24 protein-coding genes are annotated in these 23,459 nt (G+C 40.1%); all 24 read left to right on the top strand.

Features of this window, described 5'->3' with window-relative positions; translation table 11 throughout:
• The first annotated feature begins 160 nt into the window (after positions 1-160).
• Positions 161-2,938: a carbohydrate-binding family 9-like protein gene (locus WC955_07200; protein ID MFA5858836.1), complete on the top strand. Its 2,778-nt coding sequence runs from the start codon at positions 161-163 to the stop codon at positions 2,936-2,938.
• Between the two features lie 10 nt (positions 2,939-2,948).
• Positions 2,949-3,788, top strand: coding sequence for an MBL fold metallo-hydrolase (locus tag WC955_07195; GenBank protein ID MFA5858835.1), 840 nt, complete (start codon positions 2,949-2,951; stop codon positions 3,786-3,788).
• A 56-nt stretch (positions 3,789-3,844) separates the two neighbouring features.
• Positions 3,845-4,774, top strand: a complete 930-nt coding sequence (locus WC955_07190; protein MFA5858834.1) for a hypothetical protein — start codon at positions 3,845-3,847, stop codon at positions 4,772-4,774.
• 17 nt (positions 4,775-4,791) lie between these two features.
• The gene (locus tag WC955_07185; protein MFA5858833.1) at positions 4,792-5,232 is read left to right on the top strand and encodes a hypothetical protein; all 441 of its coding nucleotides are present in this window, start codon (positions 4,792-4,794) and stop codon (positions 5,230-5,232) included.
• Positions 5,229-6,539 (top strand): neutral/alkaline non-lysosomal ceramidase N-terminal domain-containing protein, encoded by a 1,311-nt coding sequence (locus WC955_07180; GenBank protein ID MFA5858832.1) that lies wholly within the window; start codon positions 5,229-5,231, stop codon positions 6,537-6,539. Before WC955_07185 ends, WC955_07180 begins: the two co-directional genes overlap by 4 nt.
• Positions 6,540-6,632: 93 nt before the next feature.
• Entirely contained in the window at positions 6,633-7,187 is a 555-nt protein-coding gene (raiA, locus tag WC955_07175) for a ribosome-associated translation inhibitor RaiA (protein MFA5858831.1), read from the top strand.
• Positions 7,188-7,216: 29 nt separating this feature from the next.
• The gene (locus WC955_07170; protein MFA5858830.1) at positions 7,217-7,675 is read left to right on the top strand and encodes a PTS sugar transporter subunit IIA; all 459 of its coding nucleotides are present in this window, start codon (positions 7,217-7,219) and stop codon (positions 7,673-7,675) included.
• Between the two features lie 4 nt (positions 7,676-7,679).
• Complete coding sequence (gene hprK, locus WC955_07165; protein ID MFA5858829.1) at positions 7,680-8,645, top strand: HPr(Ser) kinase/phosphatase; 966 nt, start codon at positions 7,680-7,682, stop codon at positions 8,643-8,645.
• Positions 8,635-9,618, top strand: a complete 984-nt coding sequence (locus WC955_07160; GenBank protein ID MFA5858828.1) for a gluconeogenesis factor YvcK family protein — start codon at positions 8,635-8,637, stop codon at positions 9,616-9,618. Before hprK ends, WC955_07160 begins: the two co-directional genes overlap by 11 nt.
• Positions 9,619-9,657: 39 nt before the next feature.
• Entirely contained in the window at positions 9,658-10,095 is a 438-nt protein-coding gene (locus WC955_07155; protein ID MFA5858827.1) for a PTS sugar transporter subunit IIA, read from the top strand.
• A gap of 12 nt (positions 10,096-10,107) precedes the next feature.
• Positions 10,108-10,590 carry a PTS sugar transporter subunit IIB gene (locus tag WC955_07150; protein ID MFA5858826.1) on the top strand — a complete coding sequence of 161 codons (483 nt, stop codon included), beginning with the start codon at positions 10,108-10,110 and terminating at the stop codon, positions 10,588-10,590.
• Entirely contained in the window at positions 10,583-12,709 is a 2,127-nt protein-coding gene (locus WC955_07145) for an alpha-amylase/4-alpha-glucanotransferase domain-containing protein (protein MFA5858825.1), read from the top strand. Before WC955_07150 ends, WC955_07145 begins: the two co-directional genes overlap by 8 nt.
• A gap of 6 nt (positions 12,710-12,715) precedes the next feature.
• Entirely contained in the window at positions 12,716-13,372 is a 657-nt protein-coding gene (locus WC955_07140; GenBank protein MFA5858824.1) for a PTS sugar transporter subunit IIC, read from the top strand.
• 1 nt (position 13,373) lies between these two features.
• A complete protein-coding gene (locus tag WC955_07135; protein MFA5858823.1) occupies positions 13,374-14,132 on the top strand; it encodes a PTS system mannose/fructose/sorbose family transporter subunit IID in 759 nt (252 codons plus the stop codon).
• 43 nt (positions 14,133-14,175) lie between these two features.
• Positions 14,176-14,442 carry an HPr family phosphocarrier protein gene (locus WC955_07130; protein MFA5858822.1) on the top strand — a complete coding sequence of 89 codons (267 nt, stop codon included), beginning with the start codon at positions 14,176-14,178 and terminating at the stop codon, positions 14,440-14,442.
• A 1-nt stretch (position 14,443) separates the two neighbouring features.
• Positions 14,444-16,198, top strand: coding sequence for a phosphoenolpyruvate--protein phosphotransferase (gene ptsP, locus WC955_07125; protein MFA5858821.1), 1,755 nt, complete (start codon positions 14,444-14,446; stop codon positions 16,196-16,198).
• Positions 16,191-17,987 carry a translation elongation factor 4 gene (gene lepA / locus WC955_07120; GenBank protein ID MFA5858820.1) on the top strand — a complete coding sequence of 599 codons (1,797 nt, stop codon included), beginning with the start codon at positions 16,191-16,193 and terminating at the stop codon, positions 17,985-17,987. The genes ptsP and lepA overlap by 8 nt, the downstream gene beginning before the upstream one ends.
• A 4-nt stretch (positions 17,988-17,991) precedes the next feature.
• Complete coding sequence (lepB, locus tag WC955_07115) at positions 17,992-18,783, top strand: signal peptidase I (protein MFA5858819.1); 792 nt, start codon at positions 17,992-17,994, stop codon at positions 18,781-18,783.
• A 29-nt stretch (positions 18,784-18,812) separates the two neighbouring features.
• On the top strand, positions 18,813-19,244 hold the full coding sequence (locus WC955_07110; GenBank protein ID MFA5858818.1) for an NfeD family protein: 432 nt from the start codon (positions 18,813-18,815) through the stop codon (positions 19,242-19,244).
• Positions 19,245-19,273: 29 nt separating this feature from the next.
• A complete protein-coding gene (locus WC955_07105; protein MFA5858817.1) occupies positions 19,274-20,218 on the top strand; it encodes an SPFH domain-containing protein in 945 nt (314 codons plus the stop codon).
• 32 nt (positions 20,219-20,250) lie between these two features.
• A complete protein-coding gene (gene hemW / locus WC955_07100) occupies positions 20,251-21,366 on the top strand; it encodes a radical SAM family heme chaperone HemW (GenBank protein MFA5858816.1) in 1,116 nt (371 codons plus the stop codon).
• Positions 21,366-22,055 carry a glycosyltransferase family 2 protein gene (locus WC955_07095; protein MFA5858815.1) on the top strand — a complete coding sequence of 230 codons (690 nt, stop codon included), beginning with the start codon at positions 21,366-21,368 and terminating at the stop codon, positions 22,053-22,055. The genes hemW and WC955_07095 overlap by 1 nt, the downstream gene beginning before the upstream one ends.
• Positions 22,056-22,114: 59 nt before the next feature.
• Positions 22,115-23,194, top strand: a complete 1,080-nt coding sequence (gene hrcA, locus WC955_07090) for a heat-inducible transcriptional repressor HrcA (protein MFA5858814.1) — start codon at positions 22,115-22,117, stop codon at positions 23,192-23,194.
• The coding region (gene grpE, locus WC955_07085) for a nucleotide exchange factor GrpE (protein ID MFA5858813.1) at positions 23,172-23,459 on the top strand (288 nt) is incomplete at its 3' end. The genes hrcA and grpE, both read left to right, overlap by 23 nt.

Below are 23,459 nucleotides of genomic sequence, written 5' to 3'. Positions count from 1 at the left end.
TTGTCTACAGATTGCCAATACTGCAAGTAGTGTGTTATAATAAAAAAATGTAATAGCTTAATTTACGGCATTGTTCTAAAAAGAAGGGATTGGAATTAAGATGGTAAAATACGGTGTTAACTTAATAAAAACAGTTATTTTTTTGTGTATAGGAGTATTTATGAATTATAGTACCGTTAAAGCAGAGGAATTGCCGTTACCTGAACTAAATGCTTGTCACACAAGCACAGTGCCGTTGATTGATGGTGTGGTGAAAGATGAAGAATGGCCTTCCGCATCAAGGACTACGGATTTTGTGGAGTACAAAACCGGCTTAACGGTGAAAGAAAAAACTTGTGCGTATTTTATGTATGACGAAAAAAATATTTATATCGCGTTTAAATGTATGGAATCACAGATGGATAAGCTTATCGCCAAAACAACGGAAGAAAACGGTACGGTCTTCTATGATGACTGCGTAGAAGTATTTCTTTGCCCATCATTTTTTGTGTCAGACCGTAACTACTACCATTTTGCGGTGAATGCGAAGGGAACGAAATTCGCGAGGTATGGTAACGTTGCACGGGAAGGGTCGTTGCATGGCCTTACCTGGGATGCGAAGGCGTATATTGGTAAAGATTATTGGACTGTAGAAATGAAGATACCGTTGGAGTCAATGAAAGTACGCGCGCAGCCAATACCGTATTGGCGGATAAATTTTGGGCGTGAAGAACTGCCAAGTAAGGAAATCAGTAGTTGGTCTCCTACCTACGGGTCATTCCATAATGCTGAACGTTACGGTAAACTTATGGGGTTAGATAAACTGGTGAACTCAAACTGTGCGGGGAAGCCGGTGTTTATAAAACCCGTTGAAGTACCGCAAGCCGGTACGGGTGACGGTATTATAACCACAGATATGCCGGATGCGTATACTCCGCCTATAGCGTCGACTGAGGTCGTTATTATTCCAAAACCTGTGAGTATGGTTTTTGCAGAGGGGAAGTTTAGTCTTACCCCGGAGACAGTTATTGCCATAAAGGATGGGTTTCAACCCGAAGATAAGTACGGTGCTGCGGAACTCGTAGAGGAGGTTAAGAGTGTCACAGGGTATGACCTAAAGGTTGTTACTTATAAGGACTTAGGCTACAACGGGGCTGGTACTAACGCAATAGTGTTGGGTGAACCTGGTGCTGATAAAATAGTTAACGGGTTAGCCAAGAAAAACGGTATTGTGTTCAACAAAAAAGTTTTGAAACCGGAAGGGTATCTTCTTAAGGTGTCACCGGGTAATGTTTTTGTGCTTGGGATGGATAAACGCGGGACGTATTACGGTGTGCAGTCGTTAAAACAATTGGTTAACCGCACAAAAAAGATTCCAGGGGTTTTAATCACCGACTACCCCGCAATGCCTTACCGCGGGATACATGTTCTTGTGGATAAACATTCGTTGGTTACCCACGGTAAGATGATTGATAAATTGTTCGCACTGTACAAAATTAATAATCTTACATTTGAGTGTGAACAAGGGATTAAGTGGGACTCATGTCCTACCCTCGCTGACCCGCAGTCGGCTAGTAAAGAGGATATTAAAAAACTTATCTCGTATGCGAATAAGCATTTTATTACGGTTACGCCGTTAGTACAAACCTTAGGGCATCTGGAGTACGTCTTCCGTAAGGATAAGAAGAATATGGAATTCTGTGAGGATCCAAATTCGCCTTACGCTTACTGCCCGATGAACCCGAAGAGTTATGAATGGGCATTCGGGATGATTGATGAAGCAATTGAGTTGTTTGGTAATCCTGAACATTTCCATATTGGGCATGATGAACATAATATGCGGGGTGATTTCCCGAACCCGGCACATAAGGAGTGCACAAAACTCGGGAATCTCGAACTCTATTTCCGTGATACTCTGAAGATAATTGATTATGTTAAGTCAAAAGGTGTGAAGCATCCTGTTATGTGGGGCGATGTGTTGTTAAAACCTGACTTCCGTCCTTATATAAAAAGAATACCGAAAAATGTTATTATCGCGGATTGGCATTATGATTCTGTGAAAAAGTTTGAAAGCGTAGATTTTTTTAAATCAAAGGGATACCAGGTGCTTGCTTGTACATGGTATAGTTGGGGGAATATCCAGAATTTTGTGTATTACGGGATGGATAGGAATATACTGGGGTTGCTGCATACAACCTGGGCTGGGTATTTTAATAATAATGATATTGTCCAGCGTGCGTTTGACCAGGTGGAAGCTTATATTTTAGCCGCAGAATTCGCGTGGGCTGGGAGAAATAATTCGTTAAAGGATCTTGGGTATAATGTTGATGAAGTGTTGATACAACAATGGCGTGAGGATAAACTTCCGGAGGAAACAAAAAAAGGGTTTACGGTTGATATTTCTAGGTTGTGTAACTTAAGTTTTGTTGATACTGAACAACGGTTCGGCTGGATTGGTGAAGGGTATCTCCGTGATATGTCATCGTTACCGACAGGACGGTTACGCCTGCGGGATGGTATAACCTACTATATTCTTGATACCGGAAAAAATGGTGCGACTGCTGTGGCGTTATACGCGCAGGATGTTGCCAGTGAGTTCCCGGAAAAAGTGTTTATCCCAGTCCAGAAAAAAGCTGTGAGATTATATTTTCTTCACTCGTTTATATACGGTGTAAAGAAAAAAACTGTTATCGGGGAATATAATATCAGGTACGAAGACGGGACTGCTAAGAATGTTAAGTTGATCCACGGGGTTAATATTGACACATGGTTAACCGACCTGGCGGGGTATGATACAATGCTTGCGTGGGAAGGGAAAACTAAGGGAGAGGAACGTATTACCCTGCGTTCCTATGCGTGGAATAATCCTGAACCTGAGAAGGTTATTAAAGAAATTGTGTTTACATCAGCTAATACGCCGGCAATGCCGGTATTACTGGCGATTACAGGGTTGGAGTAAGGATAGAAATATGAAATTACTTTTTATGGGTACCGCTGCGGCAGAAGGTTGGCCGGCATTGTTTTGCCAGTGTAAACACTGTGAGTCCGCCAGAAAAATCGGTGGGAAAAATGTGCGTGCACGCGCGGGGATAAAAATCGGGGATAAGTATCTCCTGGACTTTTCACCGGATGTGTTTCACTTCGCTATGAAGTACAACTTCTCGTTTGGTGATATACAACATTTATTTATTACACACGCGCATAATGATCATTGCCAGGTGGAACAGCTTGCTTACCGTGTACCGCCGTTTGCGCATCTTAATGATGCTCAACAAAAACTTGTTATCCACGGGAATGCTCAGGTGATGAACAAGATCAAAGCTGTGTTTAGCGATACGCTTCTTGAGAAACTTAATATTGTATTGGACACGCTTCAGCCGTTTAAGTCGTTTACCGCTGGCGAACTTGAGGTAACAGCAATTGCTGCAAAACACGGTACTACCGACCCGCTGAATTATGTTTTTAAGTATAAAGACCGGGTAACATTGATTGCGTTTGATACCGGTTGGTACAATGATGAAACATGGGAATACCTTAAAAAACAAAAGTTTGACCTCGTCATACTGGACTGCACAATGCAGAACCTTGACCTAAAGATGGGTATGAAAGCATGCGGGCATCTGGGGATAAATACTGGCCTGGAAGTGATAGCTGAACTAAAAAAGTTTAATACTGTGCGTGAAGGTTCTACCCGGTATATAGTAACACATTTCAGTCATAACGGCGGGATGATGTATCACGAACTTGAGGCACAGCTTGCGCCTCATGATGTTATAGTAGCGTATGACGGAATGACTGTTGAGATTTAAGGATTATTTGTATAATATTGGTTTAAATAGTATAGGCAAGGGGGAGTAAGTGGTGTATGCATAGAACACGGTTGGCGGTAACAGCATTGGTTTTTCTTACGGTTTCTGTGTATGCCGCGGATGTTGCCAGAGTTGTACCGGAAATTCGTGAGGATGAAGGTAAATACCAAAAGGTGCTGGGTTCAGCGTTATCGTATGCTAAACTGCCAATAGGGTTGGTTTCAATGCTAAAACTTAACCGCGAGAATACAAACACTGCTATGCTTACTCCGCCGGATGACTGGCCTGATGCTAAGTATCAATCTCCGGGTGAATGGTTAGCGGAAATTGAGCGTATCCAAATGTTAGCGGAAAATACAGATAATGAAAATATCCTGGTCTCTGCGTTTGGAAGGATATTGTTTTGTGTAGTACAGAAGTATGTTGTAGAATCCGCGCAGTCCTCTACGGAATCATGGGAGATGGGAGGAGCAGCGAGTGCGGATTATAAGTATAAGTCAATAAGTATTCTTTCAGCGGAGCAGTTAACCGAGCTGGGGGATGACGTTGCGCAGCGGTGGTATCAGTTATGGGTTAATTACAGGATTAAAACTTTATCAAAAAAACTTGAAACGGCATACGACTATTTTATCCTTGCAAATGAGTATATCTATGTGGGTGATACGGATAACGCGGTGGTTACCTATAAAAAAGGTATTGCTAAGTTTAAGGGTGATGCCAAACTTTATAAGGAATTAGGTAAGTTGTATACTTCAAAAGGGATGTACGGGTTCGCTATTGATGTGTATCTCGCGTGTCTTGAACAAAAACCGCTGATGCACGATGTTCGGAGGAACCTGGCATTGATATACGAAGTGTTTGACTCAAAAACATTATTAAGTTTTGGGAAGTATAAAAAGGAAGCTGTGAAACAGTGGCAGGTGTTGTATGGTACGGAATATGATGGTGAAGCAAAAAATCATGTCCTATTATTAGGGCAAAAATAGCGGAGGTAATTTTGTGTATGTCAGAAAAACCTTTTAAACGTAAAAAGATACTTGTTAATAAGGAGTTGCAATGGAAGTATACGATGATGGTAGCAGCTGCGTTATTAGTGATGCTTGTTATGTCCGTGATTGCAGCGTTTTTTATGGTACAGACAATTCTACCCGACATATTTTCCTCTGCGTATAAGGATACTGTGAAGAGTATTTACCTATGGCTGGTGGTTATCGGTTTAATATTTGTGGGTTTAGTCATATGGTTGTCGTTATACTTCTCACACCGTATTGCCGGGCCGCTGTACAGGATTGAGAAAGATATTAATGATATCATTGAGACTAGTGATTTTAGTAAGCGAATTGTATTACGTCAGAAAGATGAACTATCGTCGCTTGCGGGTACGATCAATACATTGATCGCTGCGATACAGATTAATTATCGTAAAAATGAGGTGAAAAAATGAGCAAGATACAGAATAGTTATTCAGCCGGAGTAGCGGCTGTAGATATTACTCCAAAGGTTGGGGTTGACCTCTGCGGATTTGCTGCAAGGACTAAACCGTCAGACGGGAAGTATGATAACCTAAAAGCTAAAGCGTTAGCGTTATCCGATGGTGCTAATATCACCGTGATTGTGGCAAGTGACCTTATTGGATTAAGCCCGGAAACTGTTAAGGATATACGTTGCCGGATAAATAAGTTGACGGGTTTACCGGAGGATTGTGTGATGATTACTTCCACACATACGCATTCCGGCCCGGCATTACCGCCTTTACGCGGGTTAGGTGTGTCTTTGGATAAGGTTGAAGAAGAAATTAAAACTAAGATTGTTAAGATTGTCCTCGCAGCGTTGAAGAAAATGGAGAATGTAACTATCTGGGTTGGAACCGGGACAAGTGAAATCGGTGCAAACCGTATAAAGAAACCGTTGGATATTGATAAACAATTGTATGTAATAAAAATTGTTAATAGTGGTAGTAAGAAAGTTTTGGCGGTGATCGCGAATTATGGATGCCATCCTGTGGTGTTAGGGGGCGGGAATTATAAAATATCAGCTGATTACCCGGGTGTAGTGCAAAAAGTTGTGGGAAAACGTCTTTCTGCTAAGACTGTGATGTTTTTGAATGGTACATGCGGAGATATAAATCCTGCGGTTGGATGCGGGAAAACTGTTAGCTGTATGCGTAAAGTCGGGCAGGAATTAAGCACGGATATCCTGCGTGTGTTGAAAGGCAAGATGAAAAAAGTACAGGGGCCGGTGGTTTATAAATCAAAATTCGTTAAGGTTTTTTTTGAGAAACCGTTAAGTACAAAAGAACTCATGGTGAAGCGTGATTTGTACAGGCAAAAATATCTCGCTGCCCGCGCGGATCCAAAAGCTTCGGATGCAACAAAAAAGGTTGCGTATTCGCTTTACGAGTATGTATGCAGGGATATACAGTTAGTAAAAAAAGGTAAGTACCCTAAGGATTATAATCTCGAAATACATGCGGTACGAATCGGTAATTTGTTTATTATTGGAATTCCGGGCGAAACTTTTACAGGGATTGGTTTAGGGATTAAAAATAAGTGGCGGAAATATAATGTATTAATCGCGGGTTATGCGAATGGAGATATCGGGTATATACCTACAAAAGCAGCGTTCAGGGATAAAGGGTATGCCACGCATAGCGCGCCTATTTGGTACGGATTGCCTATATTCAAGGATAGTATTGAACGTATAGTTGTGAATACTGCGAATTCGTTGATTGCGCAAACGTTGAGGAAGTGATTATATAGTTGACTTTTTGAATAGGAATGGATATAATCTAAAAATTGATATTATATTGTTGGAGCTTTGGGTTTTATAGTAAGGAGCTTACTGGTGATAAACTTGAATATAACAGCGCGGCATTTTAAACTTACCCCGGATGTAGTTGAGTACATTAATAAGCGTGTTAATCGTATAGAACGCTATTTTTATCAGGAATCTTTCGGGAACGCGGTGGTGACACTGGAGAAAAACAGGTATAGCGTGGAAATTATACTGCATTCCGGCAGCGCGTCGTTTAAGGTACGGTCAGAATCGATAGATTTGTATACTGCTATAGATGAAGTTTCGGATAAACTTAAACGCCAGGTAGGGAAGTTTAAGGATAGGATACGTTCAGCAAGGCGAAAACAACAGTCACCCAGGAGTTATGAAATTCAGCCGGAAGATCTTGAAAAACTTAATATTCAAATCGATACTTTACGGCTGCCTAAGGTTATTAATACGCAACAGTATAAAGTGCGGGGGTGTTCAATACGCGAAGCATTGGAGATTGTCCGTGACTCAAAGTTGAAGTGTTATCCGTTTTTTAATAATGCAACTGAAAAACTTAGCGTATTGTTTTTAACGGCAGAAAATGAGTGTGAGTTGTTGGAAATAGATTTTTAGGGTTTCAAGGATGAAGGAGTAGTAAATAAATGAAGATTTTGGATTTTCTTTGTTCAGACGCTATTGCGATTAATCTTGAGAGCGAAACAAAGAAAGATGCTATCAAAGAATTAGTTGACTATCTGGTAAAAGCAAAAAAAATTAAAAATGAAGAAAAAGCGATCCAGGCGTTGTTGGAACGCGAAAAACTTGGGACTACAGGAATCGGGCAGGGTGTGGCAATCCCGCATTGTAAGTCGGATAACGTAAGCGATATCGTGGCGGCGTTTGGTATCTCAAAAAAAGGCGTAGAATTTGATTCTCTTGATGGAGAACCGGTGTATATAATTTCATTGTTAATAGCTCCGACTGAAGCTGCGGGGGCGCATTTAAAGGCATTAGCTAAAATATCGCGTCTTCTTAAGGATAAATTTTTCCGTCAGGCATTGCGTGACGCGGAATCTGTTGATGCGGTAATCAAGATTATCCGGGAAGAGGATAATTACTGAACCAATGACAGCAGCGCTAACTGTTGACCAGCTGGTAAAGGATAAGGCTTTTGAATTTCAGCTGGAATTTGTTGCAGGACAGGGTGGGAGAAATAGTGTAGTTACCGTAGCAGAAATAAACCGCCCAGGTATAACCCTAACCGGTTTTTTTGACGATTTCCGTAATGAACGCATACAAATCATTGGTAAAGGCGAACATTCATACCTTATGTCTTTACCCGCGAAGAAAAGAAGTACTATACTCACAAAGTATTTTGAATTTAATATTCCATGCATTATTATAACCCGTGGACTCGCGGTAATCCCCGAAATGATTAAATTATCGGAAAAGGCAAACGTGCCGTTGTTGACGACTTCATTGCGTACAACTCAGTTCATTGCAAAGCTAAACGATTATCTTCAGGAAAAACTTGCTAAAATGACAATCGTGCATGGCGTTCTTGTTGATGTATACGGCCTTGGAGTGTTGATCTCAGGGGAAAGCGGTATCGGTAAGAGCGAGTGTACACTGGAACTACTCAAACGCGGGCATTTATTAGTAGCGGATGATGTTATTGAATTACGTCAGAATCCCGGGGGAGGGTTGGTCGGTGCCGGACAGGAAATTATCAGGCATCATATGGAAGTACGCGGATTGGGAATTATTGATATACGTATGCTGTTCGGTATAGGCGCTGTGCTTGACCGTACGCAAGTAGAACTTGTGGTGAACTTAGCGGATTGGAATGAATCCCTGGAGATTGACAGAATCGGATTAGAAGAACATTATCATTCATATCTTGATGTTAACATACCGGAAATAACAATACCTATACGTCCTGGGAGAAACATTGCTGTACTCATAGAAGTCGCAGCGATGAATCAGAGGTTGAAAAACCGCGGGCATCACGCTGCACGTGAACTTAACCGCCGATTGATTAAGTTGATGACACAGAATAAGTCCGAAGATAAAAAGCCTAATGAGTATTAACAGCAAGTTGAAACAAAGAGTGTTCAACCTGGTAGTTATTGGCGGCGGGACAGGGTTGTCAACATTACTATCAGGGTTAAAACTTTTACCGTTTAGATTAACTGCGATAGTTACAGTTACTGACAACGGTGGTAGTTCCGGGTGGTTACGTAAAGAATTTAAAGTTCTTCCTCCTGGTGATATCCGTAACTGCATGATTTCACTGGCTGATGATACAATGCTGCTCTCAAAACTTTTTAGGTATAGGTTTAAATCAGGCCGCGGGCTTAAAGGACATTCGTTTGGCAACCTTTTTCTCATGGCAATGACTGATATCGCAGGAACGTTTGATGCAGCAGTTACGGAATCCAGCAGAGTATTGGCAATACGAGGTACTGTTCTGCCGGTTACTTTGGCGAATGTAAATATCGGTGCGTTGCTTAGTAACGGTAAAACAATCTGTGGTGAAACCAATATTACATCCCGCGGGACTATCGAGAAAGTGTTTTTGTATCCGATGCGCACACCACCGGCAGCGCCGCGGGTTATTGACGCGATCAGGAACGCGGATGCCGTGGTGCTCGGGCCGGGAAGTTTGTTTACCAGTATAATACCAAACCTTCTTGTGAAAAATGTTGCAGAAACGTTGAGGAAGTCAAAAGCGCCTAAGATTTATGTGTGCAATATTATGACACAAAACCTTGAAACTTCAGGGTTTACCCTAAGTGATCATCTGGATGCATTGTATAAACACGGGGGATATAAGATTATTAATTACGTGCTTGCTAACACAGGTGAAATACCTGCGGTACTCGCAAAACGGTATGCGCATGAGAATTCATATCCTGTGGTTTACGATAAAGAGCGTGTGGATACCAGATTATGTAAAATACTTACCGGTAATTTTGTTTCTACCCAAATATTTGCACGTCATGATTCAGTAAAACTTGCGAAAGTTATACATAAAATAATTAAGAAATGGTATAATAAATAGTTTAGGTTCACAATATTAAGGTTTAGGAGAAACTTAGTTGTGTTAACTGGTATTGTAGTTATAACACATGGCAATTTTGGGAATGAACTTGTTAAAACGGCACTTAATATTGTCGGGCAAAAAGAGTTTGTGGCAACACTCTCTGTTAACCGTGAATGCCCGGCTGATAAAGTATGTGTGGATCTTGATAATGTAATCGCGCAATGGGCAGGGGTTAATGCGGTGCTTATATTAGTAGATATGATGGGTGGGACACCGTGTAATCTGTGTATGCCTTTACTGAAGAAGTCGTGCGCAACTTCAACGGAAATTGAAGTTGTAACAGGTGTAAACCTTATGATGCTGGTAAGTGCATTGAATAACCGTGAAACAATGGAATTTAAGCAGTTAGTAGAAAAAGTTGTTAATGACGGCAAAAAAAATGTTCAGGCTATGAAACAGTTGCTATTGGCAAAACTTAAGAATCAGCAAGGTTAACGGTAAGAGTTTATGGGGATAACATTAATAAGAATTGATGATAGGTTGATACACGGCCAGGTTGTGGAAGGATGGCTGAGGTATACGCACTCAAACCATGTATGGGTAATAAATGATAATGCAGCGGGTGACGAACTTCAACAGGCATTGTTGTCACTGGCAACACCGTCGTATGTCAAACTTTCTATTCTCAGTATACAACAAGCACTGGAGAAGTTTAAGAAAAAAGAACACGAAGCTGACAGCGTACTTGTATTATTCTCAAACCTGCCCGATTTGGAAAAGGTGGTTGATGCAAATATAAAAATTGAAATTCTTAATATTGGCGGTATGCATGTGTGTGCCGGTAAAAAATTGTATTTTAATCATCTTGGCCTGGATACACAGGATATCAGGATCTTGAATAAACTATTTTCCATGGGTGTGCAGATTGACTCCCGAGCGGTGCCTATGGATGCAAAAGAAAATATAAAGGAATTATTGAAAGATGAGTAAAAATAAAGCGGTATTTCTTTTTGGTATACATAATCACCAGCCGGTAGGGAATTTCGGTTTTGTTCTTGAATACGCTTACGAAAAGTCGTATCTTCCGTTTCTGCAGATAATGGAACGTTTTCCTGATGTAAAATTCGCGTTACATTGCAGCGGGTGTCTGTGGGACTGGATACTTACTCACAAGCCGGAGTATATTGAACGTATACGCAAACTCGTGGATCGCGGGCAGGTGGAAATGATCAGCGGCGGGTATTACGAACCAATTCTACCCGTAATACCTGATAGAGATAAAGCCGCGCAGTTGAAGAAGTTTAATATTTTTATCCAAAATACATTTGGGGTAAAACCTAAGGGTATGTGGCTTGCAGAACGTATTTGGGAGCCGCATTTAGTAAAATTTATTGCGGATGCAGGCTTGGAGTACACGTTCCTTGATGATTACCATTTTATCTGCGCTGGATTAAACTATCCTGTGCTCGATGGTTATTATGTAACTGAGGACCAGGGGTATAAGCTTAATGTATTTCCTATAAGCCAGAAGTTGAGATATATCGTTCCTTTCAGCGGTACACCGCAGAAAGTTGTGGATTATATTCGCGACAATGCGGATGAATCCGGGAAAAAAGCGTTTATCCTTGCGGATGACGGCGAAAAGTTTGGGGTATGGCCCGAAACGTATAAACACGTATATACCGATGGATGGCTTGAAAAATTTGCGGTATCATTAACCGAGAATAAAAGCTGGTTGCCTACAATAAATTATTCTGAGTACCTTTCAAAATACCCGCCATTAGGAAGGGTATACATACCGACAGGCAGTTATTTTGAGATGTCAGAATGGTCATTACCGTCTGATGTACAGCTGCAATTTAAAGAGGTAATGACACAGTTGGATGAGAAAAAAGAAGAAAATATTGTACTGAAGCGTTTTGTTAAAGGTGGAATCTGGCGTAATTTTATGACCAAATATTCGGAATCGAATAATATGAACAAACACGCGTTGCTGTTAAGTAATAAGTTGTGGAAGTATCAAGAACAGCATCCGGATAAAACTGGAGATATTGAGTTCATTAAAGCTCAGGATGCATTGCTTTCATCGCAATGTAATTGCAGTTACTGGCATGGCGTGTTTGGCGGGTTGTACCTCCCGCATTTGCGCAGTGCTGTTTACAGGGATATGATTATGGCAGAAAATATTGTTGATTATATGAACGGCACATTGAATTCCTCATATGCAGAGAGTATTGACTATAATATGGATGGAATGAATGAGACAATAATTTCGTCAGAAAAAATTAAACTTTTCATCGTGCCGCATGTAGGGGGTACGCTTGCTGAGATAGACTACCGCCCAAAAAATGTTAATCTCACAAATGTGCTTACTAGAAGGAAAGAAGCCTATCATAAGAAGTTGGTTGAATACATAGAGAACCGTTCAAAAAATAGCATACACGGACAAGTACAAACGATACATGATCTTGTTAAGGTAAAGGAAGATGGGTTAGAGGATTATCTGTTTTACGACTGGTATCCCAGGGTATCTTTGATTGACCATTTCTTGCATCCTGAATCTACAATCCAGGATTTCAGAAAGTCTAAATACGGAGAACAAGGCGATTTTGTTAACCAGCCATACAAGTTAAACATCATGAAGAATGATGTTACTGAAGTTAAGTGCGAGCTTTTCCGTAAAGGGTATGTGTGGGTTGGCCCGGAACATATTGAGTTGGAAGTAAGAAAAGTTATTACTCAGAAGTCAGGGGATGCAGGGTTTGAAGTTAAGTATGAACTTACCCCGAGAGTTGTAAAGCCTGTGAGAATGTGTTTTTCTACCGAATTTAATTTTGGGGATTTTGTTAGGGACGGGAAGGATGAGGCTAAGGTAACTAACTCTGTCATCAGCTGGGATAAAGTTGATACCGTGAATAACTTGGCTATTGAATTTATTTTTGATGAGAAAGCGGATATCTGGCAGGTTCCGCTTGAGACAGTATCGTTGTCTGAAGGCGGGTTTGAACGCGTAAAACAGGGTGTTACCATAATGCCTATCTGGAAGATAGAAATATTGCCTGGTATGAGCTGGACATTAAAAATTGTTGTTAAGATTAAGGAATTGTAATTTAAAATGTTTGTTGAAGCATTAGGTATTACCGCAATAGCAGCGTTCTTACACCTTGACGGGTCATATTTCGGGCAGTTGATGATTGGCCGGCCGATAGTGGTAGGGACTTTGGTTGGTATTTTAATGGGTGATATCGTAATCGGCGCAAAGCTTGGGTTGGCGATAGAACTTATCTGGATAAACGTTATACCGATTGGAACAACGTTTTTGCCGGATGTAACAGGTATTGCGTTTTTTTCTGTTTTCTGGATACTATCAAACGGCAAATTGGATACGGGTAATTGTTTGTATGCCTTAGCACTGGCATTGCCGTTCGGTATATTGTCTCAACAGATAGATTATTGGGTACGCAAGCAAAATAGCAGGTACGTACAACGGGTTGAACAACATGTAAACAACGGTGAGTTTAGCTATATTGGTGTATTGATTACGCATCATCTTTTCTGGTTGTATATTATAAGATTAATAACCTATCTAGGGATCATATTTGCAGGAAAGTACCTGTTAACATTAATACATTCTTTGTTACCTATAACGTGCAGTGTGAATTATGATACGGTATTTCAATTGTTTATACTTTTAGGCTTAGCAGTAACATTTAATATGTTTATAGAAGGACGGGCTGGATTTATAGACAAGTTGTTAGGAAGAACTAATTAATATGGCAATATTGGACCGCCGCGATCTTTTACTAATATTTTTCCGGTCATTTCTGTTGCAGTTAGGTTGGAATTATGACCGCAAACAGGCGTTTGGGTTTACCTATATAATAGCGCCGTACTTGCGTAGGTTTTATAAGGATCCCGATGAACAGAAGAATGCTATCTTGCGGAATCTGACGTTTTTTAATTCACACCCGTGCCTGTCAAATTCTATTGTCGGTACAGTACTTGCATTAGAAGAAAAACGTGCTGCGGGAGGTGGAATTGATGAAAATGTTGTGAGTACAGTTAAAACGCAGATGGCGGGGCCGATCGCAGCACTGGGTGATTTATTTTTTTGGTCGACCTGGCGGCCGTTGGTTGCATTAAGCACAATGGCATTTTTCTTTGCGTTTAAAGGTGCCCATGAATGGATGCCGGCATTGATATTTTTGCTGTTGTATAACTCCGTACATTTACCGATAAGGTATTATGTGTTATTACGGGGATACTATGAAAATGTTAAATTCATTCAAAAAGTTAAGGAGTGGAATGTGCAGAAGTATATAGATAAAATGCATATTTTTGGAGTGGTATTAATAATTGGCTTAACGGGTTATACTATTTTCTTTATGCCATGGCAGTTTAGTGAGAAAGTGTTAATGGTGGTATTTTTTGTTGTTAGCACGATATTGCTGATGCTGCAGGTGTCGTCAACAAAGTTGTTTTATTTGGTGATAATACTCGGTGTATTATTGAGTTATTTTAAAATTATTTAATAAAAAAGTATGGAGCAGGCCAAGAGAAGAAGAGTTGTTTATTATGGAAAAATGTAAGATTAAAATTGTTAACAAATTGGGGTTGCATGCGCGTCCGGCGGCAATGTTCGTTCAGACGACGTCAAAGTTTAAGTCAAAGATTAAAGTTATCAAAGATGACCAGGAAGTTGATGGAAAATCAATAATGGGTTTGCTGATGCTTGCGGCAGAGTTCGGGTCTGAACTAGTAGTGAAAGCTGAAGGCCCTGATGAAAAGCAGGTGGTGGAAGCTGTGCAAAAGTTGATTATGAATAAGTTTGAGGAAGAGTAAATTGCAAGAAAATACGATAGAACTTAAATTTGAAGGTATACCTGCGTCTTCCGGAGTCGTGGTGGGCAAGGCTGTTGTCATCGACCAGGTTGATGACACAATTGTTCCACAACGAACACTTTCTAAGGAGGAAGTGAAGGAAGAAAACAACCGTTATCGTGTTGCTTTGAAAAAAACTAAGGATGAAATGATAGCGATAAAATCTAAGATGGCAACTTCGATGGGTAAAGAGTATCTTAGGCTACTCGATGCGTATATACTTATTGTAGATGATCCTATAATTACTAAAACTGTTTTCAAACGTATAAATAATGAATTCGTTAATTCAGAATGGGCGCTGCATGAAGAAGTTGGTAAAGTATTTAAAACGTTTGAAAGGATGGAAGAAGAATATTTCCGTGAGCGTACATTGGATATCAAGGCTGTTTATCATAAATTACTGAGCAATTTGTCAGGTAATGGCAAGAATTTCGGTGAGAATATACCTGATAATGCTGTACTGGTAGCGCATAATCTAACTCCCGCTGAAACTGTAGGGCTGCCTCATGGGAAAATTATGGGGTTTATTACAGATGTCGGAGGGAGAACGTCGCATACTGCAATTGTTGCACAGTCATTAGGTATTCCCGCTGTCGTGGGTTTAAAAGTTATATCACAGAAGGTTAAGAATAATGATACTGTTGTAGTTGACGGTGATAATGGTATTGTGTGGGTTAATCCCGGTGCGAGTGTGTTAAAGATATATTCTAAACGTGTTGAGGAGTATCACACCCGTGAATCTGCATTAAAACAAATACGTGACCTGAAAGCTGAAACTCTTGACGGGCATGTTGTTCACCTTTATGCAAATATGGAATCTATCGAAGAATTGAATTCTGTCGTTAATAGCGGAGCGGAAGGAGTGGGGTTGTACCGCACAGAGTTTTTGTATCTCTCGGGTGATGATTTACCGTCTGAAGATAAACAGTATGAAGTGTATTCCCAGGTGTTAAAACATGTATCACCGTTCCCTGTTACAATACGCACTATTGATCTCGGCGGGGACAAAATATTGACTAAACTTCAGGGATATGATGTGCAGTCAACAAATCCGTTCCTGGGTTTGCGGTCAATACGTTTTTGTCTGAAGTACCGCGATATTTTTAAAACGCAATTACGCGCAATATTCCGTGCTACTATTAACGGTAAGGCTAAGATTATGTTCCCGATGGTTTCCACAGTGGAAGAAATATGGAAAGTAAAAGAGATAATTGAGGAAGTGAAATCAGAACTTAAAGAAAAGAATATCGGGTTTAATGCGGATGTGCCAATAGGAACTATGATTGAAGTACCTGCAGCGGCATTGCAATCTGACGGTATTGCGCGGGAATGCGACTTTTTGTCTATAGGAACTAATGATTTAATACAGTATACCCTTGCAGTAGATCGTATGAATGAAGATATAGCGTACCTTTACGAACCGCTGCATCCCGCTGTATTGAGGCTGGTAAAACAAGTGATTAATGCCGGGCATTTTTATAATAAGCCAGTATCTATGTGCGGTGAGATGGCAGCAGATTCTGCTGTTACCGAGTTGCTTATAGGATTAGGCCTTGAAGAATTTAGTGTCTCTCCGGCACTTGTCCCGCGGATAAAGCAAGCTATACGGGAAGTTAACCGTACAGAAGCCAAGTTATTGGCGGAAAAGGTTATGCAGTTATCCACCACTGATGAGATACAAGGGTTAGTGTTTAAAAACGAAAAACGTCATGCTTAATAAGCTTCGAAATTTTTGTATTATTGCTCATATTGACCATGGTAAATCGACACTTGCAGATAGATTATTGGAGTATACAGGATTGATGACTCCGCAGAATAATGTTGCGCAAATAATGGATAATATGAGCCTTGAACGTGAACGCGGAATCACGATAAAAGCTAAAACGGCAAGGTTAAAATATAAGGCTGATAATGGAGAGGAATATATTTTGAACTTAATAGATACTCCGGGTCATGTGGATTTTTCGTATGAAGTAGCGCGTTCACTTGACGCGTCAGAAGGATGTTTGCTTATAGTAGATGCGAGCCAGGGTGTTGAAGCTCAGACGCTGGTAAATGCACAACTTGCAATGGAATACAATATTGCTATAATTCCTGTTATAAACAAAATAGACCTTCCTCAATCAAATGTTGAAAGAACTGAACAGGATATTTTAGAGAGTTTAGAAATCCTGGAAAAACCGTTACACGTAAGCGCAAAGGAAGGTAAAGGAATTCATGAACTCCTTGAGGCTATTGTAAAACAAATACCTGCACCGCAGGGTGATCCTGATAAACCTCTGAAAGCATTAATTTTTGACTCTTTTTATGACCCGTACCGCGGAGTGGTTATATACCTTAAAATAGTAGATGGCGTGATGAAGCCAAACCAAAAAATTGTTTTAGAGTCAAGCGGGATGGCGTATGAAGTACAAGAAATCGGATATCTGCAGTTAAGTATGATTAAGAGTAATGAGTTAACTCCGGGCGAAGTGGGGTATTGCGTAGCTAATATCAAGGACATCCATCTTGTAAAAATTGGTGATACGATAATGGAGAAAGATGCGCCGGTTGAGCCTATTAAATCCAAGTTTAAGTCAGCGAAACCGTTTGTTTTCTGCGGGTTTTATCCCATAACATTAAGTGATCTTCCTGTACTACAGGCGGCTTTAGAAAAACTGCATCTTACCGACTGGTCGTTTTATTATCAACCCGAGAATTCCAGTGCGTTAGGGATGGGTTTTCGTTGCGGGTTCCTAGGGTTGTTGCATATGGATATTGTTAAACAGCGGTTAGAACGCGAGTTTGGGCTGGATGTCCTCGTGACTTCTCCAAATGTTATTTACCGAGTAATTAAAAAAAATAATGAAGCTGTTGAGATAGATAATCCAGCAAAGTATCCTAATCTAAGCGATATTATTAGCGTAGAAGAGCCGTATGTTGCTATAACGGTAGTAGTGCCTTCTGAATTTGTCAGTGTGGTTATGGAATTAATAAAAGACCGGCGCGGTGAGTATCAGGATATGAAGTATATCAATGCGCAAAGGGTTATCATAAAATGTGTTATGCCGTTAGCTGAGATGGTGGTGAATTTCTATGATAAATTAAAGTCGGTTTCTAAAGGTTATGCATCGTTTGATTATGAACAGATCGGGTATAAACCCGGACAGCTGGTAAAGCTGGAGATCCTGGTGAACCGCGAAGTAATTGACGGGTTGGCTTATGTTGTACATCGCGAATCTTCGTATCATAAAGCCAGGAAGCTGATTACTAAGCTTAAAGAAATTATTCCACGGCAAATGTTTGAGATTGCGTTGCAAATACAGGTTAATAATAAAATTATTGCGCGTGAAAATATTCCTGCTATGAGGAAAGATGTTATCTCCAAATGCTATGGCGGAGATATAACGCGGAAACGTAAATTATTAGAAAAACAAAAAGAGGGGAAAAAGAGGTTAAGGCAGTTTGGCAGGGTGGAAGTACCTGTTGAAGCGTTCTTAGCGGCTATGAGACTGGAGGAAGAATAGTTGTATGTGGGCATCAATATCTATGGAACTAAAAATTATCATCATAGGCGTGATACTCGGAATATTAGCGTTAGTGATGAAGAAATTCAAGGGGAAGTTTACCGGTACAAAAAATGAAAGAGTGTATAGCGAAATATATGAATGGGTAAACACGTTTTTCTCTGCGGTAGTACTTGCTGCGTTAATAATGAATTTTATTGTACAGGCATTTAAGATACCGTCGGGTTCAATGCGCCCTACTTTGATAGAAGGTGATCATTTGTTTGTTAATAAATTCATTTATGGCGTTAAGTTGCCGTTTACTGCAGCTAGAATATTGAGTATAGCTAAGGTTAAACGCGGGGATATTATTATTTTTAAATGCCCGTCCGCAGCGTTAAGTTCGTGGGAACGTGAAAAGGGAATTCATAAGGATTTTATTAAGCGTTGTATTGGCCTTCCCGGTGATATCGTTGAAATAAAAAATAAGAATGTGTTTATCAACGGGAAACAGATTGTTGAACCGTACGCGGATTATCAAACAGATATTGTGTATCCCGAAGTAAAACAGTTATTGCCAAACAATGATATGTACCAGAAAGCATGGGAGGAAACAAGGTTTACTGAGTTGCCTGTACCCGCGGTACGCGATAATTTTGGGCCTATAAAAGTACCGGAGAAGTGTTATTTCGCAATGGGTGATAACCGTGACGGGTCATATGATTCACGGTTTTGGGGGCCATTGAGCGATAAATTATTGAAAGGGCAGGCGCTGGTGTTATACTGGCCATTTAACCGTATGAAAGTTATTAAATAATAAAAAAGGAGGAGGGAGAACAGGGATTTATGGGAACACAATTATGGATGTGGTGGTTATTGATATCAATAATCTTCTTCATTATTGAAATACTGTCGCCGTCAGTATTCTTTTTTGCGTGTTTAGGAGTGGGTGCGTTATTTGGATTGTTTGCTTCGCTTGTTATTTCAAATACCTGGGTACAATGGGCAATATTTTTTGTTGGTTCAGTGGTTTTTGTCGTATTGTCACGGCCGTTGGCAAAAAAGTTTGCTGCAGGTTCAGGGCAGACACGGAATTCTAATGTGGATGAATTAATTGGTAAAAAAGCGGTAGTGATAAAAGAAATAACGGCTATGCAAAAAGGGAATGTAAGAGTTGATAATGAAGATTGGCTGGCAAGTGGTACTGAGAATATTGGGAAGGATGAAATCGTTGAGATAATAAAAGTTGAAGGCGTGACTTTATTTGTAAAAAAGTAAATTTATACAAGAGAAGGGGGTAAGTTAGTATGGCAGGTATTCCGGTAGGTTTAGTGATTGTATTGATAGTTTTTGCGATTATCATCGCAAAATCGGCATTGGTAATTTTACGGCCGTTTGAGAAGGGGTTAGTGGAGAGATTGGGAAGGTTTCATCGTACTGCTGATTCTGGATTAGCATTCGTTGTTCCGATATTTGATACAATAAGAAAAGTTGATATGAGAGAACAGGTTATTGATGTGCCTCCGCAGGATGTTATCACAAAAGATAACGTTATGGTTACAGTGGATGCTGTGATTTATTTTCAGGTGATTGACCCGTTCAGGGTTATTTATAATGTTGCTAACTTTTCAATGGCTGCTTTAAAACTTGCACAAACTAACTTGCGTAACGTTATAGGCGATCTTGAACTCGACCAGACGCTTACTTCGAGGGAACGGATTAACGAACAGTTGAAACGCGTACTTGATGAAGCAACGGATAAGTGGGGTGTAAAAGTTACCCGCGTGGAAATACAGAAGATTGATCCGCCGCGTGATATTACTGACGCGATGAGTAAACAGATGAAGGCTGAACGCGAAAAACGCGCAATGATACTTGAATCCGAAGGGGTAAAACAGTCGGCTATATTAAGAGCGGATGGAGAAAAACAGTCGGCTATACTTAGTGCGGAAGGACATAAGCAGTCACAGATATTAAATGCCGAAGGTAAGGCGGAAGCAATAAAACGTGTAGCTGATGCTGAGAAGTATGAGGTTGAAGTCGTGTATAATGCTATCCATACGGGTAATCCGACAAACGATCTTATCGCAATTAAGTATCTTGAAACATTAACTAAGATGGCGGATGGACAGGCAACTAAGATATTTTTGCCGGTGGAAACAAGCGGAATACTAGGTACAATCGGCGGGATGGCAGAGATATTCAAAGACAAACTTGCTGCTGGTGGTAGCAAGCCGGTTGAAAAAAAGTAAACTAAAATCATTTTTGTTAGCTGGCACGTGAGATGAATGTTATTAAAACACGAGCGGGTAGTTTATATGTGCATATTCCGTATTGCATAAGTAAATGTAATTACTGCGTGTTTGTGTCAACACCGGACATTATGTCAGTTAATGATTATATATCCAAGTTGCGGGAAGAAATATTTTATTGGAACCCCGGTGGCCTGGATACTGTGTTTATTGGCGGTGGAACACCAAGTATATTGAGTACAGAGCAATTCACAAAAATAGGTGATGCAATAAGTAAAAGTTTTGCGTTAAATATAAACGCGGAGTTTACGGTTGAATGTAATCCCGCAACGTTGGATCCTGATAAAATTGAGTGTTACAGAACATTTGGGGTTAACCGGATAAGTATCGGGTGCCAGAGTTTTAATGAGAAGATGCTGAAAATTCTTGGGAGGGTGCATAGTACTGAAGATATTTATAAAGTTGTGGAAATTGTAAATTCAGCGGGGATAGATAATTTTGGGTTTGACCTGATTTATGGATTGCCGGGACAGGATGTTAAGTTGTTTAGTAAGGATTTGGAGTTGGCTGTCAGTCTCGTACCAAAACATTTGTCGTTATATGCTCTTGAACTTGAGGAAGGGGCGCAGTTGTATGAGGAATGCCGTAACGGTAAGATTCAATGCCCAAAGGATGATGTTGTTGCAGGGATGTACGAGTTCGCGTGTGAGTATTTGCATGGGAAAGGGTATAGGCATTATGAGATCTCAAATTTTGCGTTACCCGGGTTTGAATGTAAACACAACATGGTATACTGGCAGAATAGGGAGTATATTGGAGCGGGAGTAGCTGCATGCGGATATATCAGGGGTGAACGTTATAGAAATACAAGTAGTATTTTAGAGTATTTGAACTCTAAGATTCCGGAACGTGGACAAGTTGAATATACTGAAAAACTGGAATCACCCGCTAAGGATGCGGAACGCGTGATCCTCGGTTTGCGTACAGATGACGGAGTAGAATTATCAGTTGAGGAATCGGTTATGTTTATGCCGGTATTTGATAAGTTTAAAGAATATGGGTTATTGGAAATTGAGGGTAATAGAGTGTCTTTTACAAGAAAAGGGATGTTGTTGTCAAACCAGGTTTTTCGTGAGATAGTAGTGTAATGAAATTATCGGTTATTATCCCGGCATTTAATGAAGAAAAAACGTTGGTTGAGTCTGTCACAAGGCTGTTGGAGACAGGTTATATCTTGGATGTTGAAGTGGTAATTGTGGATGATGGTTCAATTGATAGTACTTATGTTAAGGCTAAAGAATTAGCAGCCAAATATCCGTGCATAACTGTTCTTAAACATGACAATAATTGTGGGAAAGGTGCGGCAATAGCTACCGCTAAAAACATTGTCAGTGGAGATTTTGTGGTTATACATGACGCGGATCTTGAGTATGATCCTCGAAATTTTAAGTATTTGATAGAAAAGATAGTGAACCCCGGTGTTTCCATAGTTTATGGGTCAAGGTTTTTGAAAGATAATCCCAATAAGTATCCGGTATATTTGTTAGGGAATAAGTTTATGACTTTGATGTTTAATATGGTGTTTCACGCTGGTTTAACGGATGTGTACACATGCTATAAAATGTTTAAGCGTGATGTGTGGGATAAAATTGTTATAACCAGTAAAGGGTTTGAGATTGAGTTAGAATTGACTGCGAGAGCTATACGGTTGGGTATAAATATTGTTGAAGTTCCAATAGATTATTCCCCAAGGACACTGGAGGATGGAAAGAAGATCGGGTTACGCGATGTTTTTACGGGGTTATGGAAAATATGTAGTATTTGTTTGAAGAAATAAGTGATGGTTTTGCATCTAATACAAAGTATGGCAAAATCTGGGTAGGTTAAAGAAGTGGTATGAAGGATAAGGAAGCGCGGAAGTTTCAGATATTGAATAGTTTGATATTTCATTACATAAGCACTGCGAAACCCGTAGGGTCGGAGACTATTGTTGAGAAATATCTTACTGGCCTGTCATCTGCGACTGTGCGTAATTATTTTGCTGAATTAGAAGAAGAAGGGTATCTCACGCATCCGCATACGTCCGCAGGACGTGTACCAACAGATAAGGGGTATAGGTTGTACGTGGACCGCGTTATGGAAATACAACGCCTTGCGGCTGAGGATGAGATGAGGATACAGCATGAATATCAGGTCAAGATGCAAGAAATGGATAAGTTGTGGTTGACCACCACTAAGATGTTGTCTATAATGTCACATTATGCGGGGTTTATACTTGTTCCTCAGTTAAAAAAAATGTCGATCCGCAGTTATCATTTAATAAATTATGATAAACAACGCGTGCTTATTGTTGTGGTGACTAATACCGGTATGGTATGGCATCAAGTGGTGGATTTTAAGTGTCAGGTTAAATGGAAAAAAGTTAAGTATATCGAGAATTTTATGAATGCTGAACTTGCTAATAATTCAGTGCAGGAAATACGGAAAAAATGGGAAACCTTGAGAACTGAATATGAAAAATCTGATTCCCAGATGTGGAGCGTGATCGAACAGTTGCTTTCTGAACTGGACAAGATACCTCTGGAAGAAACGTATGTTGACGGTGAAGGAAATATTTTGTCGTTATCAGAATATCATGATATGCAGAACTCTATTGAGGTGATGAGTTTAGTAAAAGATAAAAAGTTGTTGAATGAAGTAATGCATAATTATTTGATAAAACAGTTAACACAGGGGAAGAAAGTTAATATTGCAATTGGGTCCGAGAATATGAGGTCAGAACTTAATGAGTGGAGTTTAGTAACAACATCTTATACGATGCAGGAACGTATGATAGGGTTATTGGGTATACTTGGCCCGAAACGTATGGACTATGGCAGAATGGTGGCTATTGTTGATAGTATCTCTAATGCTGTAAATAATGCGTTGAAAGGGCAATATGGAGTACGGGTTTATGAAAAAAGAAGCAGAAAATGAGTCGTTAGATGCTAAACGCGTTGATAATGAAGTGAACAGTAAGGAAATTAATGCGAGTGAACCGTATGATTTTCTTAAGATTGCATTGGATGAAAAACTTGATGAACTACAGATTCTTAAACAGTCGGTAGATCAGCAGAAGGATGTTTCCGGGAAGTATTACAAGCAGTTGCTTGAGTTAAAGGCTGAGTTCGATAATTACCGTAAACGCGTGGAACGAGAAAAACGTGATAACTATAATTTTGGGAAAGAAGAGGTGTTGTTG

The organism is Elusimicrobiota bacterium, assembly GCA_041658405.1.
In the GTDB taxonomy this organism is placed as follows: Bacteria; Elusimicrobiota; UBA5214; order JBBAAG01; family JBBAAG01; genus JBBAAG01.
Note: the sequence above shows the minus strand (reverse complement) of the source record. Positions and strands in the feature narration are given on the sequence as shown.

Coding starts and splice junctions, on each gene's coding strand:
- hemW (MFA5858816.1), top strand. CDS start 20,251: ATGAATGTTATTAAAACACGAGCGGGTAGTTTATATGTGCATATTCCG.
- WC955_07195 (MFA5858835.1), top strand. CDS start 2,949: ATGAAATTACTTTTTATGGGTACCGCTGCGGCAGAAGGTTGGCCGGCA.
- WC955_07105 (MFA5858817.1), top strand. CDS start 19,274: ATGGCAGGTATTCCGGTAGGTTTAGTGATTGTATTGATAGTTTTTGCG.
- lepB (MFA5858819.1), top strand. CDS start 17,992: ATGTGGGCATCAATATCTATGGAACTAAAAATTATCATCATAGGCGTG.
- lepA (MFA5858820.1), top strand. CDS start 16,191: ATGCTTAATAAGCTTCGAAATTTTTGTATTATTGCTCATATTGACCAT.
- WC955_07130 (MFA5858822.1), top strand. CDS start 14,176: ATGGAAAAATGTAAGATTAAAATTGTTAACAAATTGGGGTTGCATGCG.
- WC955_07095 (MFA5858815.1), top strand. CDS start 21,366: ATGAAATTATCGGTTATTATCCCGGCATTTAATGAAGAAAAAACGTTG.
- WC955_07200 (MFA5858836.1), top strand. CDS start 161: ATGAATTATAGTACCGTTAAAGCAGAGGAATTGCCGTTACCTGAACTA.
- hrcA (MFA5858814.1), top strand. CDS start 22,115: ATGAAGGATAAGGAAGCGCGGAAGTTTCAGATATTGAATAGTTTGATA.
- WC955_07110 (MFA5858818.1), top strand. CDS start 18,813: ATGGGAACACAATTATGGATGTGGTGGTTATTGATATCAATAATCTTC.
- WC955_07135 (MFA5858823.1), top strand. CDS start 13,374: ATGGCAATATTGGACCGCCGCGATCTTTTACTAATATTTTTCCGGTCA.
- WC955_07140 (MFA5858824.1), top strand. CDS start 12,716: ATGTTTGTTGAAGCATTAGGTATTACCGCAATAGCAGCGTTCTTACAC.
- WC955_07150 (MFA5858826.1), top strand. CDS start 10,108: ATGGGGATAACATTAATAAGAATTGATGATAGGTTGATACACGGCCAG.
- WC955_07160 (MFA5858828.1), top strand. CDS start 8,635: ATGAGTATTAACAGCAAGTTGAAACAAAGAGTGTTCAACCTGGTAGTT.
- WC955_07185 (MFA5858833.1), top strand. CDS start 4,792: ATGTCAGAAAAACCTTTTAAACGTAAAAAGATACTTGTTAATAAGGAG.
- WC955_07145 (MFA5858825.1), top strand. CDS start 10,583: ATGAGTAAAAATAAAGCGGTATTTCTTTTTGGTATACATAATCACCAG.
- WC955_07180 (MFA5858832.1), top strand. CDS start 5,229: ATGAGCAAGATACAGAATAGTTATTCAGCCGGAGTAGCGGCTGTAGAT.
- WC955_07170 (MFA5858830.1), top strand. CDS start 7,217: ATGAAGATTTTGGATTTTCTTTGTTCAGACGCTATTGCGATTAATCTT.
- WC955_07190 (MFA5858834.1), top strand. CDS start 3,845: ATGCATAGAACACGGTTGGCGGTAACAGCATTGGTTTTTCTTACGGTT.
- hprK (MFA5858829.1), top strand. CDS start 7,680: ATGACAGCAGCGCTAACTGTTGACCAGCTGGTAAAGGATAAGGCTTTT.